Here is a 12,268-nt window from a genome sequence, read left to right on the forward strand (position 1 = left end):
CGCGCCTGCTCCGCCAACTCCCGCGCCGCAGCCAACGACGACTCCGCCGCATCCACCCGCCCCTGCGCCGCACCCCGCGCCTCATCCGCCGCCTGACGATCCCGCGCCGCCGCACGCACCTCCCCCTCATCCGGCGCAGGCACACCCTCCCGCTCCCCCTCCCGCTGAAGCCGCTCCGCCTCCTCCCCCGCACGCGACACCCACCCCTGCGCCTCCCCCAACGCACCCTGCGCCGACACCAGATCAGCCTGCGCAGCAATGGCGCGGTCGAGAGCCCGGTCCGCCTGCCCCTGCGCCGTCTCCAGCTTCGGCCAGTACCCCTGCAACGCCCGCGCACACAGATCGTACGAATCCCGCAACTTCGTCAGATTCCCCGGCACACCATCGAACTCCGACCGGAACGCCTCCGCCGACAACCCCGCCCAGTCCTGCACCGCACGATCCGACGCCATCGACCGGATCTTCCCCAACGCCTCACCCACATCATCCGCGAACTCCTGCAACTCATCCGCAAGACGCCGCACCTCACCCGGATCACCCGGCACCGGATCCGCATCCAGATCCAACGGACTCCAGTCCGACGCACGCCCCACGAACCCCACCCCCTGTACCCAGGCGATCACGTTCAGCCAGAGAACCATAACGGCCCCCACACACACGCCACAACGACGCAATCAGCCCACGAACGGGGCCCCCGCGGGGCCCGCCGCTGACGGCGGCCGGGCGGGTTCAGGGCTGGTGGAGGTGGTCGCCGAGGAGGGTGAGGCCGTGGCGGAGGCGGCGGAAGTACGTGGCGCGGCTGAGGTGGAGGCGTCCGGCGAGCTGCTGGTGGGTGCGGGGCGGGCCGAAGTAGTAGTGGCGCAGTATCCAGCCCGCTTCTGCGTCGGTCGGATCGTCGCTGTCGGCGAGCGCCTGCACGGCGTCGGCGAGCCAGGTGCCGAGGGCCTGCGGGGTGGGCGTGCGGGGCGTGCCGAGCAGGGGGCTGTGGGCGAGGCGCCCGGGATCGCGGACGTGGGCGAGGGCGTCGGCGATCTCCCCGATCGGGGACGGTCCCGGCGGGCCGTCAGCGGGGTCGGGGACGAGGGGGGCGAGCCGGGTGAGCCAGTGCGTCATGTCGTCACCGGCGAAGTCGTGGCTGAAGACGAGGGGACGTCTGCCGCAGCGGTAGACGTCGTCACGGATCGCCCCGTGCGCCTGGAAGCGCAGGCCGTTCAGGAGCCGCTGGTACGCGGGCGACGGGGTCGAGACCAGCAGCCGCGTGGGCCGGGTCATCGCCTGGCGCAGGATGTAGCGCAGGAGATGGGCGTGCAGGGCGGGGTCGGGGCAGTAGGCGGCGCCGAGGAACAGGCCGCCTGGATCGTCGGGCTGCTCGGTCAGCAGGGGCTCGGTGTGCTGCTGGAGGAGGGGTTCGACGGCGCCGACCGTGCGCCGTTCCACGCGGGGCAGCCAGGCGAGTCCGGCGAGGCGGCTGTCGCGGTCCCTGACGAGGTGGAAGCCGGACACGTCGGAGCCGAGCCAGCGTTCGACCAGGCGGTCCGTGCGGCGTGCGTCGAGGCCGCCGTGGTCGGCCCAGCGGCGCATCAGGCGGCCGATGGCGTCGGCGTCGCCCGGCACGGCGGCGGTGACGGCGGCGGCGGGCCGCGACGGCGGGAAGATCGTGTCGCGCAGTTCGGGGACACCGGAGAGGAAGAGGCCCTGGAGGGTCAGTTCCTCGCGGGTGCGGTGGTCGGCCGTACGGGCGAGCTGGCCCGCCCGGTAGGTCAGGGCGCGCTTGCGCGCGGAGCGGTGGGGTCCTGGGCGGCGCCACTGGTGGGCCAGCTCGATGACGTGCCGGAACGGTTCGTCCACGGTGAGGCCGAGCGGGTCGCGGGAGACGATGCTCAGCGCCGCGAGCGTGTCGAACGCCTCGGGGCCGCCGCGCAGCAGCACCTCGTCACCGGCCCCCAGCGTCGCCAGCAGGAACAGCGACCGGTGCCAGTGGCGGCCGGGTGCCTCGGCGGCCAGCCGGTGGAGGAGTTCGCCGGCGACCTGGTCGGCGACCGCTCCCGGGGTGTCGGGCGGGGTACCGGCGTGGAGGGCGCGGCACACGGCGGTGGCGACGAGCGGGTTGCCGCCCGCCATGCCGGTGGCGAGCCGCCGGGCGCGCGGGTCGTGCAGCCCGGCGGCGGCGGGGAGCCGCCCGAGGCGGTCGTCGGACCACTGGGGCAAGGGGACGGTGGCGGGGGCGGTGTGCATCCACGCGGGGTGCGCCAGGAGGGGGCGGCGGGTGAGGAGCAGCAGTGGGCGCGGGGGGCGGGCGGCGGGGGTGGCCAGGGCGGAGGCGGCGGCCTGCGCGTCGGCGCCGTCCAGGCCGTCGAGGACCAGGAGTCGCCGGGGGTCGCCTGGCGCGTCGAGGGCGGCGTGCAGCGTCGCGCGGGGGTCCGGGCCAGACAGGTCGGTGACGTCGGCGTCGGGGAGGCGGGCGGCGAGCCAGGACTTGCCCGAGCCGAGGGGGCCGGTGAGGTTGACCAGCGGGTGCGCGGCCAGGGCGGCGCGCAGCGCGGCGGGCGGGTCGTCCTCGCGCGTCGGGTGCGGTGACGGGGACGCGGGGTGTCCCACCGGTGCGGGCGGCCTGGCTCCCATCGGATGCTGCGCTCCCCTGACGGACGGGCGGGGCGGGAGGGGCTCCACCCTAGCGGCCGTGCATCGCGGGCAACAGGCCCGTGCCGCCGGGTGGTTGGCCACCGGATGAGACTCACGTGAGACTTCACCGGCCTGCCGCGCCGCTACGTTGGAACGCCCCGGGACCGGCCAGGACACGGTCCGTCTTCGAAGGGGCCGCCCCACGCACCGGACGTCGCGGGCGGCAGGACGCCCCTTGCAAGACGGACGCCAGGGGACCGGGGTGTCGCGGTAGGCGCGGTAGGACCCGGGAGGACCTGTGGAGGCACACGCCATGGCCGTGCTCGGCCTGTCGGACATGGAGGAGGCCGTCTACCGCCATTTCCTGCGCAACCCGCGCACCTCCCCCGGCGACCTGCACGTCCTGCTGCGCTGCGAGCGCGACACGGCGGAGCAGGCGGTGGCGCGGCTGCTCCGGCTGCGGATGCTGCTGGGGGACGGCGCGAGCGTGTGGGCGTCGGAGCCGGACGTGGCGGTGCCGCGCCTCGCGGAGGAGCGCCTTGAGGAGCTGCACGGCGAGATGCGGCGGCTGACGCGGTATCAGCCGATCCTCAGGTCGCTGGACGGGGACCGGCCGTCCGCGGCGGACGGGGTGTCGGCGGGCCAGGCGGGCTCGGCGGGTTCGGCGGGCATCGAGCGTCTTGAGGACCTGCGGCAGGTGCGCAGCCGCATCGACGACCTGGCGTTCTTCGCGCACGAGGAGGTGCTGTCCGCCGAGCCGTACGACGCGCTCACGGCGGAGAACATCGCGCACGCCCGCGCGCTGGACATGCGCTGCCTGCGGCGCGGCGTGCGCATCAGGAACCTCGTGCGCAAGGCGGTGCTGGACGACCCGGTGACGCTCGGGTACCTGACGGAGCTGCGGGCCGCGGGGGCGCGGATCAGGGTGGCGGAGGAGTTCTCCGAGCTGATCCTGGTCTACGACCGGCGTACCGCGCTCGTACCGATCGACCCGCAGGACACGGCGCGGGGCGCGCTGTGTGCGCGGGAGAGCGGTCTGGTGGGCAACATCGTGACGCTGTTCGAGCGGTTGTGGGAGGGCGCGGAGGACCTGGGGGATCTGATCGGGGCGGGGGCGGCCCGGGAACCGGAGCTGACGGAGACGCAGCGGGCGGTGCTCGACCGGATGTGCGCGGTGAGCAAGGACGAGAGCGGGGCGCGGCAGGTCGGGGTGTCGCTGCGCACGTACCGGCGGCACATCGCCGATCTGCTCGCGATGCTGGGCGCGGACAACCGGGCGCAGGCGGCGCTGCTGGCGCGGGACAGGGGCTGGGTGTGAGGCCGTCAGTCGCTGGTGAGGGACCAGGCGCTGAGGGCGGGGTCCTCGGCGAGCGCGGCCCGTACCCGTTCCCGTATCTCCCCCGGGCGTGCGTCGGCCACCGTGATGCGCAGGCCGATGCGCGAGGGGGTGGCGCGGTGGCGCCAGGTCCAGTGGGCGGGCAGCAGGCTGAGGAGCCGTACGACGGCGATCTCGCCGTCGTCGGCGCCGGGCGAGACGACCATCAGGTCCACGGTGATGTCCATCAGGGGGCCGTCACCTTCCAGGCGGGGGCGAGGTCGGGCAGCGGGAGGCCGTACTCCCTGCGCAGCGCCGACTTGGCGGCGAGCAGGCCGCACATGCCGTGCACGCCGGGGCCTGGCGGTGTGGCGGCGGAGCAGAGGTAGACGCCGGGCAGGGGCGTCCGGTACGGGTCCCAGCGGGCGACGGGGCGGGCGAGGCTCTGGCGCAGGGTGACGGCGCCCGTGCCGATGTCGCCTGCCACGTAGTTGGGGTTGTAGCGGGCGTACTCGGCGCCGGAGATGCCGCGTGAGGCGAGGATCGTGTCGCGGAAGCCGGGCGCGTACCGCTCGATGGTGTCGGTGATCAGGGGGACCGGGTCGCGGTCGTCGCCCGGGGGGAGGTGGGCGTACGCCCAGAGGGGGCGGCGGCCTGGGAGGGCGCGATCCGGGTCGGTGACGGCCGGGTCCACCACGAGGACGAACGGTGTGCCGTCGGCGCCGCCGAGGGCGTTGGCCGTCTCCTGGCGGTGCAGTTGGGCGGCGGTGCCGCCGAGGTGGACGGTGCCCGCGAGGCGGACGTCCGGGTCGGTCCAGGGCACGGGCGCGGAGACGAGGAAGTCCGCCTTGCCCGCGGCGGGTCCGTACGTGTAGTGGGCGAGGGCGCGCGCGTAGCGGGGTGGCAGGCGGTCGCCGCCCAGGGCGAGGAGGGCGGTCGGGGAGACGTCGAGGAGGATCGTGCGGACGGGGCCGAGCTGCCGCAGGTCGGTGATGGGATGTCCGGTGTGCAGGCTCCCGCCGTGGGCGGTGATGTCGTCGGCCATGGCTTCGGCGATGCGCCGGCTGCCGCCGCGCGGCAGGGGCCATCCGGTGGTGTGCGCGAGGTGGGCCATCAGCAGGCCGATGGCGGCGCCGGGCAGGGACGGGAGGGGGCCGACGGCGTGTGCGGCCGCCCCGGCGAGCAGCGCCGGGGCCTGCTCGCCCCGGAACGCGGAGCGGGTCAGCCGCGTGCCGTGGCGCAGGATGCGGGGGGCGAGGGCGGGGGCGGCGCGCAGTCCGGCGGGGCGGCGCATGCCGGACAGGAGGAGGTCGGCGACGTCGTCGCCCCTGGCGGTGAGGGGGCGCAGCAGGCGCCGCCAGCGGGGGCCGTCCGCGCCGAGGCCGTCGCAGGTGGTGTCGAGGTCGCGCCAGGCGAGCCCGGGGGCGGCGCCGGGCAGCGGGTGGGCGTAGCTGAGCGGGGCGTGCAGCAGGTCCACGCCCCGGTCGGTGAGGCCGAACGCGCGGAAGAAGGGCGACGCGGCGGCCATGGGGTGGACGGCGGCGCACGTGTCGTGGTGCACGTCGGGGTCGAAGAGCGCGGCGCCGCGCAGGCCGCCGCCGAGGGTGTCGGCGGCCTCGTGCACGGCGACCCGGAGGCCCGCGCGGGCGAGGGTGACGGCGGCGGCCAGACCGTTGGGTCCGCTGCCGACGACGGCGGCGTCCACGGCGTTCATGAGGTGCTCCTTGTCGTCACGTTCTGCGTCGCGTTCTTCGCGGCGTTGCTCCGGGGCCGGGTCCGGCCGGCCCCGGGGCGGGTCACTGCCAGCCGTTGGCGTCGGGGGTGACGACGGGGCCCTCGTCCTCGTCGCAGGCCGGGGCGGGCTGCGGCGCGGCGGTGCCGCAGGCGGGGGCGGGCTCGGCGGCGGGGGTGTCGGCCAGGGCGGTGCCGGTCGCCGTGCCGGCGCACAGGGCGGCGAGGACGAGGACGGCCAGCGGGCGGGGCAGGCGGCGGGCGGCGGTGCGGGCGGTGTGGGCGGTGTGGGCCTGGGGGGTGGTCCGGCGGGTCATGTCCAGCTCCTCCGAGGTGATGGGTGCGCTGCGTACGGGATGCGGTGGGGGTGGGGGGGGTGTTCTCGATTCTTGCGGCGGGGCGGCCGGTGCGGGGGCTCCGGCGGCGGCAGCAGGCTGCCGGGGGCGGGCAGGATGCTGCCGCCGTTCAGCGTGCTCCGGCGGGGACGGCGGTCCCCGTGGCCCCGGCGAGGTGGGCGGAGGCGAAGCGGCGGTACAGCTCGTCACGTTCCATCAGGTCGTCGTGACGGCCCGTCGCGCGCACCCTGCCGTCCTCCAGGACGACGACGGTGTCCGCGTCGGCCACGGTGGAGAAGCGGTGGGCGATGGCGACGACGGCGCAGCGCGCGGAGATGGTGCGCAGGGTGTCGCGCAGGGCGGCCTCGGTGTCGGCGTCGAGCTGGGATGTCGCCTCGTCGAGCAGGATGACCTCCGGCCGCTGGAGCAGGGCGCGGGCGATGCACAGCCGCTGGCGCTGCCCGCCCGACAGGCCGACGCCCTGGTCCCCGAGCGGGGTGTCGAGCCCCTGGGGCAGCTGCGCGACGACGTCGGCGAGCCCGGCGAGGCGTACGGCTTCGAGCAGTTCGGCCTCGGTGGCGTGCGGGGCGGCGTAGGCGATGTTCTCGCGGACCGTGCCGCGCATGGCGGGGCTGTCCTGCTGGACGTAGCCGACGCGGCCGCGGATCTCGGCGAGCGGCAGTCCGGCGATGTCGCGGCCGTCGAGGCGGACGGTGCCGCCGGTGGGGCGGTAGAACCGTTCGACGAGCTGGAACGCGGTGGTCTTCCCGGCGCCCGAGGGGCCGACGAGCGCGGTGAGGCCCCGGCGCGGGACGGTGAACGAGACGCCGTCGAGCACGGTGCGCCCGTCGTACCGGAAGCGCACGTCCTCGAACGCGATGGCGGGCCGCTCCCCCGCCGGGGCGGCCGCCCCGGCGGGACCGGCGCCGTCCCCGGCCTCGTCCTCCTCCTGCGGGAGCGCGGCCAGTTCGTCCACGCGCTGGATGGCGGCGCGGCCCTGCTGGTAGGCGCCGATGCCGAGGAAGACGAGGACGAGCGGCGAGACCAGGTAGAACAGGTACATCACGAAGCCGGTGAAGTCGGCGGCCGAGAGCGAACCGGTGGCGACGCGCGCCATCCCCGCCCCCATGACGGCGGCCAGGGACGCCTGGAGGCCGACGTTCATCGCCGGGGACAGCAGGGCGTCGAGCGCGCTGACGCGGGTGCCGGAGGCGCGGGCACGGTCGGCGAGGACGGCCAGCCTGCGCTGCTCCCGGCCCTCGGCCCCGGCGGCCTTCACGGTGGTGACGGCGGACAGGACCCGTTGCAGGTCGGCGCCGAACTCGCCGACGTCCTCCCGGTTCACCAGCGCGGTCCTGCGCAGGCCCCTGGCCAGCCAGACGGACGCGGCGCTGGCGGCGCCGAGGCAGCCGAGCGTGATGAGCAGAAGCCAGACGTCGATCCAGGCCATCATGACGACGCCGCCGGCCACCACCAGGCCGTTCACGACGACCTGCGCGAGGCTCTGGGACAGGGCGATCTTCACGAGCGAGGTGTCGGAGACCAGCCGGGTCTGGAGGTCGCCCTGGCGGCGGGCGTGCAGCTCGGCCAGTTCGGCGCGCAGGACGCGGCCGGTGAGGAGGACGCGGGCGTCGCGGACGATGTTCTCGCCCGCCCTGCCGATGAGGTAGCCCTGGGTGGCGGACAGCGCGGCGTCCAAGAGGAACAGCACGGCGAGCAGCACGATCGCGCCCGCCACGGGGTCGCCCCGGCCCGCCGCCTCGATGAGGTCGGCGACGATGGCGGGCTGCGCGAGGGTCGAGACGACTCCGGCGACGCCGAGCAGGACCCCGCCGAGCAGCAGCCGGCGCTGCTTGCGGGCGGCGGACCGTACGGTGCCGGGGACGGGACGGGCGGGACGGGCGGTCTCAGCGGCGGCCATCGTCGGCCTCCGGGGTGTCGGCGCGGCGGGCGTAGCGGGTGACGTACAGCGCGCTGTGCTCGGGGTCGAACGGGGTCCCGGCCCAGTCGGCGTGCCGGGAGACGGGGACCAGTCCGGCGGCGGCGGCGTACGCGTCCACCTCGTCGGGTCTGGTGAGGCGGCTGAGTTCGCTGCCGATGCGGGTGCGGCCGGGCTCGTGCCAGATGTGGGAGACGTGCCACAGGCTCTGCTCGGGGAGGAGCGTCGAGTAGCTCTGGAGGCCGGTGTCCGGCTCGGGGTAGGGGGCGAAGTACGAGGTGCGGCGCCGTCCTTCGTGCAGGTCGAGGACGAACGCGGGGTTGTGCGTCTCGACGACGAAGGTGCCGCCGGGTGCGAGCCGGTCCGCGGCGCGGGCGACGGCGGCGCGCTGGCCGTCGGCGTCGAGGATCATGGACAGGGTGGCGCACACGCAGTAGACGAGGCCGTAGCGTTCGGCGTCCGTGTAGGTGCGGATGTCGCCGTGGACGGGGGTGATGGGGGCGGCGGTCGCGTCGAGGGCGGCGCGCAGCCGGTCCAGCATCTCGGGTGAGGAGTCCACACCGGTGACGGGCCCGGCGAGGCGGGCCAGTGGTACGGCGATGCGGCCGGTGCCGACGCCGAGTTCGAGGGCGGGCCCGCCGGGGTGCCAGTCGGCCAGGGTGCGCGCGGTGCGCTCGGCGCCCGCGTCGCGGGGGAAGATGCGGTCGTAGAAGTCGGCGAAGACCTGCCCGTAGCCGATGTCGGGCACGGGCTCGGCGGGGGGCGGCGCGAGGGGGGCGCCGTCCTGGGTGGTGCTGTCCTCGGGGATGAGCGTGTCGGTCATGGGAAGCTCGCTTTCCGGCAGGGTGGCCCGTCAGGCGGCGGCGGTGACGGGCCGCATCGGCGTGTAGGGGGAGACGAAGACGATCTCGGGTTCCTCGGCGTCGTCGTATCCGGCGGTGCGCAGGAGCGTGAACTGGAAGCCCTTCACGTCCGGCAGGCCCTCGCGTCCGATCTCCGTGCGCAGGAAGTCGCAGAGGATGCGGTAGGCCGGGGTGCGCGTGGCGGCGGCGAAGCCCTTGTCGAGGAAGTGCAGGACCTCGGTGCCCAGGTCGAAGACGGCCTTCTCGGGGCGCCGCCCGGGGAACCAGGCGATCTGGTACGGCTTGCGCCCGGCGATCACGTCCACCGGCCGCCACGGCGACGTCTCCCCCGCCGTGTCCAGGGTGCGGTAGTGGAACTGGTAGTCGTGCTGCGCCGGGTTGGGGGCGAAGAAGCGCCAGTTGGGGAACAGCGCGGAGAACGAGTCGAGCTTCGCGACGCGGTTGAACGCCTGGTTGGGGTGCTGGGAGCAGACCGTGCCGAGGAGGACCAGCGCGGCGGCGACGCGTGCGGCTCCGCCGGGGCCGGTGAACTGCCGGGCGAGGGACGACCTGGCGGTGTGCAGGGCGGTGGCGGCGTTCATCGGGAGCCTGCCTCTCCGGGGGCGGTGGTCGCGTGGTCGGCGGTGCCGGTGCGGTCTGCGCGGTCCGTGGCGTCGGTGCGGTCGGTGCGGTCCGTCTCGGCGAGGAAGTCCTTCAGGTGCCGCAGGGCCTCGCCCGCGAGGCGCGGGTCGGTCAGCAGCCCGTCGTGGTCGGCGCCCTCGATCACGGTGGTGCGCACGACGCGGCCGGGCGCGCGGTGGGCGTCGGCGATCTCCCCGTGCATCAGCAGCTGTTCGGGGTCGCGGTCCACGGTGTGCTGCGCCGAGACGACCAGCGCGTGCGCGTCCACCGGCCGCAGGGCGCCCTCGTGGCCCCTGAACTCGACCTCGGCGGACCGCCACTCGCGCAGCGCCGCCCGCCACAGCCGCGCGTCGGCGTACTCGGCCATCGTCCGGCGGCGCCACGCGGCGGGCAGGTTGTCGAGCCAGTCGGGGCGCGACAGCAGCGCGCCGAGCCCGGCGCGGAGGCTGACGGTGAAGGCCTGGAGGGCCGATCCGACGTGGTCGGCCGTCTGGCCCTGCTGGTGGGAGCGGTTCAGCTCGGCCGGGTGGGAGCTGTCGAGGTAGACGACGGCCTGGAGCCGGTCGCCGAGCTGCCCGGCGGCGCGCCGCGCGATCTCGCCGCCCAGGGAGTGCCCGACGAGGACGACGCGCCGCCCCGGCGGTACGGCCGACGCGACGAGGTCGGCGAGGTCGTCGGCCGACTCGCGCAGCGTGTACGCGCGCCGGGTGGTGCGGCGGCTGGGGCCGTAGCCGGCGCGGCTGTAGAGCAGCCAGTCGTGCCCGTTCTCCTCGCGCGCGGCGCGGACGTACCAGCCGAAGTGGCCGGGTGTGGCGGCGAGTCCGTGGACGTAGACGAGGACGGGGCCGGTCGCGTCGGGGCGGACGACGCCGTCGAAGACCAGCTCGTTGCCGTGGCGCGTGGTCACCGTGCCGGCTCCGGCGCGCGGGTCGGCGGCGCGCAGGCGGCGGGCGACGGCCAGCGCGGCGGCGGTGGCGGCCCCGCCCGCGGCGAGGGCGCCGGTGACGGTGAGGAGCCGGTCGTCGCGCCCGGCGACGGCCGGGTGGCTGCGGGACGCGGCCGTGTAGGCGACGGCCGGGTGCATGGCGGTGAAGGAGGTGACGAAGCGGCCGAGGCCCATCACGAAGCCGTTGGCGACGTGGAACGACGCGGCGCTCGCGAGGAGCGGCCTGGTCAGCGTGCCGCCCTTCACGTAGACGAGCGGGAAGAGGCATTCGAGCGCCAGCACCCCGTGGGCGAGGGCGCGGGCCTGCTTCGGGTAGCGCTGGGTGAGCTGCCAGGCGTGCCGCTCGCCGTACGTCCTGGTGCGCATGACGCCGCCGAGCGCCGAGCCGTCGCGCCAGTCGCTGCCCAGCAGTTTGACCCAGCCGGACACGGCGTAGGAGAGCGTGGACTGCGCGGCGACGTACCACAGCAGCGCGTCCTGCACCTGCGGCGAGGAGGACAGGCGGGCGAGGCCGGTGGCGGTCTGCACGAGTCCGGACGCCTGGTCGGAGCCGTCCGTGCCGTAGCGGTGGGTGGGGTAGAGCATGGCGCCCGAGACGCCGAGGAAGAGGTTCGCGGCGCCGCGCAGGCGGCTGTTGCCCGGGAGCAGCAGGGCGGCGCTGGCGGCGATGCGTCCGCCGTGCAGGGCGCGGGTGGTCCAGGGGTGGGCGGTGATGTCGAGCGCCTTGCGCAGGGGGCGGCTGCGGGCGGCGTACGCCTCGCGGGCGATGGCCCAGTGGTTGAGGCCGCCGGGGCGGGTGTGGCGGCGGTTGGCGAGGTGTTCCAGGCTGCTGACGAGGGAGGTGACCGCGGCCAGCCGCTCGGAGGCGCCCAGCGCCTGGGTACGCGTCAGGGGGATCGGGCCGAGCAGGGCGGACAGTCGTTTCCGGGGCGGGATGGACGGCAGTTTCATGGCGGTCTCCGGTGCGGTGGACGCGTACGGGCCGGGCTGGGTGCCGGGGAGGGAGTGGGAGGGGCGGGGCCCCGGCCGGACGGTGGGGAACCGTCCGGCCGGGTCCCGGCCGGTCACTCGGCGGGGCGGATGGGGCCGCCGTTGCGGCCGGCCTCGAAGGCGTTGAGCATCGCGTAGCCGATGGCGATGCCCGCCAGCACGGCGGGGGTCGACATGACGGGCTTGCCGTTCATGGTGATCCGGCCCTGGGGGTCCTCGACGGCGATGTCCGCGAGCAGTGCGGAGCGGTTGAGGAAGGCGGTCTCTCGGGACATGGTGCGTACCTCCGGTCGCGGGGGTGGGATTGAGGGGTCAGGTCACTCGGCGGGGCGGGTGTCGCCGACGGCGGTGGCGAAGGCGTAGCCGCCCGCGAATCCGGCGACGAGGATGACGGCGAGCGTCGGGGTCGCGAGGACGGGGTGGGTGCCGCCGGGGGCGTGGCCGGTGGAGTCCTCGCTGAGCGCGGCGACGGAGTCGAGGACGGACGGAACGGTCCTGTGCGTGGTCATGTCGGGTCCTTTTCCGATGAGTTGGTGGAAGCGGGTGCGGTGGAGCGGGTGCGGAGGGGTCAGCCCTCGACGGGGCGCAGCTCGCCGACGATGCGGCCGGCGGCGTAGGCCACGACGATGGCGCCCGCCGCGCCGACGATCACGGGGGTGGCGGCCACCGGCAGCGCGCCCCGGACGACGCGGCCCTCGGCGCTCTCGTCGAGCGGGCCGGCGACGACGGCGTGGCGGGTGAAGCTCGTCTCGGACACGGGGTGTTCCTTCCGTTCGGTGCGGTTTCCGTGCGGGGAGCGGCTGGGCCGTCCCGTGGAGAACGATGCCGACAACGGGCCGCCGGGCTAAGGGGGTTGGGGCTGCACGAGGCTGCCACCCGGCGGCAGCAAGCTGCCGCGGCGGCGCC

General features: G+C 75.6%; 13 protein-coding genes. 1 reads left to right on the top strand and 12 read right to left on the bottom strand.

What is annotated here, in order from left to right; translation table 11 throughout:
- Both ACIBPC_RS23155 and ACIBPC_RS23160 read right to left on the bottom strand, forming a co-directional pair.
- A partial coding sequence (locus ACIBPC_RS23155; protein WP_398847173.1) for a WXG100 family type VII secretion target occupies positions 1-641 on the bottom strand: 641 nt, incomplete at its 3' end.
- A gap of 88 nt (positions 642-729) precedes the next feature.
- Positions 730-2,622 carry a hypothetical protein gene (locus ACIBPC_RS23160; protein ID WP_398847175.1) on the bottom strand — a complete coding sequence of 631 codons (1,893 nt, stop codon included), beginning with the start codon at positions 2,620-2,622 and terminating at the stop codon, positions 730-732.
- Positions 2,623-2,935: 313 nt separating this feature from the next.
- On the opposite strand from ACIBPC_RS23160, the gene ACIBPC_RS23165 reads away from it, so the two are divergent.
- A complete protein-coding gene (locus ACIBPC_RS23165; protein WP_398847655.1) occupies positions 2,936-3,940 on the top strand; it encodes a helix-turn-helix transcriptional regulator in 1,005 nt (334 codons plus the stop codon).
- A gap of 5 nt (positions 3,941-3,945) precedes the next feature.
- On the opposite strand, the gene ACIBPC_RS23170 is transcribed toward ACIBPC_RS23165, so the two are convergent.
- The 10 genes from ACIBPC_RS23170 to ACIBPC_RS23215 form a co-directional block, all read right to left on the bottom strand.
- On the bottom strand, positions 3,946-4,185 hold the full coding sequence (locus ACIBPC_RS23170; RefSeq protein ID WP_398847177.1) for a hypothetical protein: 240 nt from the start codon (positions 4,183-4,185) through the stop codon (positions 3,946-3,948).
- Positions 4,185-5,651 carry a phytoene desaturase family protein gene (locus tag ACIBPC_RS23175; protein ID WP_398847179.1) on the bottom strand — a complete coding sequence of 489 codons (1,467 nt, stop codon included), beginning with the start codon at positions 5,649-5,651 and terminating at the stop codon, positions 4,185-4,187. Before ACIBPC_RS23175 ends, ACIBPC_RS23170 begins: the two co-directional genes overlap by 1 nt.
- Positions 5,652-5,733: 82 nt before the next feature.
- Positions 5,734-5,985, bottom strand: a complete 252-nt coding sequence (locus ACIBPC_RS23180) for a hypothetical protein (RefSeq protein ID WP_362968729.1) — start codon at positions 5,983-5,985, stop codon at positions 5,734-5,736.
- 148 nt (positions 5,986-6,133) lie between these two features.
- On the bottom strand, positions 6,134-7,924 hold the full coding sequence (locus ACIBPC_RS23185; RefSeq protein WP_398847181.1) for an ABC transporter ATP-binding protein: 1,791 nt from the start codon (positions 7,922-7,924) through the stop codon (positions 6,134-6,136).
- A complete protein-coding gene (locus ACIBPC_RS23190) occupies positions 7,911-8,765 on the bottom strand; it encodes a class I SAM-dependent methyltransferase (protein ID WP_398847183.1) in 855 nt (284 codons plus the stop codon). The genes ACIBPC_RS23185 and ACIBPC_RS23190 overlap by 14 nt, the downstream gene beginning before the upstream one ends.
- A gap of 30 nt (positions 8,766-8,795) precedes the next feature.
- Positions 8,796-9,386 carry a hypothetical protein gene (locus ACIBPC_RS23195; protein ID WP_398847185.1) on the bottom strand — a complete coding sequence of 197 codons (591 nt, stop codon included), beginning with the start codon at positions 9,384-9,386 and terminating at the stop codon, positions 8,796-8,798.
- Entirely contained in the window at positions 9,383-11,323 is a 1,941-nt protein-coding gene (locus ACIBPC_RS23200) for an alpha/beta fold hydrolase (RefSeq protein ID WP_398847187.1), read from the bottom strand. Before ACIBPC_RS23200 ends, ACIBPC_RS23195 begins: the two co-directional genes overlap by 4 nt.
- Before the next feature lie 113 nt (positions 11,324-11,436).
- Positions 11,437-11,637, bottom strand: coding sequence for a hypothetical protein (locus ACIBPC_RS23205; RefSeq protein ID WP_398847189.1), 201 nt, complete (start codon positions 11,635-11,637; stop codon positions 11,437-11,439).
- 42 nt (positions 11,638-11,679) lie between these two features.
- Positions 11,680-11,871, bottom strand: coding sequence for a hypothetical protein (locus tag ACIBPC_RS23210; RefSeq protein WP_398847190.1), 192 nt, complete (start codon positions 11,869-11,871; stop codon positions 11,680-11,682).
- 59 nt (positions 11,872-11,930) lie between these two features.
- Complete coding sequence (locus tag ACIBPC_RS23215) at positions 11,931-12,119, bottom strand: hypothetical protein (protein ID WP_362968675.1); 189 nt, start codon at positions 12,117-12,119, stop codon at positions 11,931-11,933.
- Positions 12,120-12,268 lie beyond the last annotated feature (149 nt).

Origin of the sequence: Streptomyces sp. NPDC049879, assembly GCF_044461265.1 — a bacterium.
In the GTDB taxonomy this organism is placed as follows: Bacteria; Actinomycetota; Actinomycetes; order Streptomycetales; family Streptomycetaceae; genus Streptomyces.